Genomic DNA, 733 nt, shown 5'->3' on the forward strand with positions numbered 1-733 from the left:
CCAACGGCACGGTCAAGACGCTTGATCAGCTCAACACCAAGCTTCAGGCCAACAACCTTTCGGCGACGATCGACGCCAACGGTCTGCTGACCATCACCGCATCCAACGACTATGCGTCCTCGACGCTCGGTTCGACGGCGGCGGGTGGTGCGATCGGCGGCACGCTGACTTCGGCGCTGACCTTCTCGACGGCTTCCAATCCCGTCCAGGATGGGGTTGCCCAGACGGCGCGTGCTAATTTGGTGTCCCAGTACAACAACATCCTGAACCAGATCGACACGACCTCGCAGGACTCCTCGTTCAACGGCGTCAACCTCTTGAACGGCGACCAGCTCAAGCTGGTGTTCGACGAGACCGGCAAGTCGAGCCTGAACATCACCGGCGTGACCTACAACTCCAAGGGTCTGGGCCTCGCTGCTCTGACCGTCGGCGTCGACTTCATCGACAACGCTGCCGCCAACAGGGTGCTGACCAACCTGAACGCCGCCTCGAGCACGCTGCGCTCGGAGGCCTCGAGCCTCGGCTCGAACCTCTCGGTGGTGCAGATCCGTCAGGACTTCAACAAGAACCTGATCAACGTGCTGCAGACCGGCTCGTCCAACCTGACGCTGGCCGACACCAACGTCGAGGCGGCCAACAGCCAGGCGCTGTCGACCCGGCAGTCGATCGCGGTCTCCGCGCTGTCGCTGGCCAACACCTCGCAGCAGAGCGTGCTCCAGCTGCTCCGCTAACA

The 733-nt window shown here is 62.9% G+C and carries 1 protein-coding gene; it reads left to right on the top strand.

What is annotated here, in order from left to right; translation table 11 throughout:
* On the top strand, positions 1–731 hold a 731-nt coding region (locus AC1D00_RS43875), incomplete at its 5' end, for a flagellin (RefSeq protein WP_477015037.1).
* Positions 732–733: the final 2 nt, after the last annotated feature.

The organism is Bradyrhizobium sp. P2_E8 (assembly GCF_056403875.1).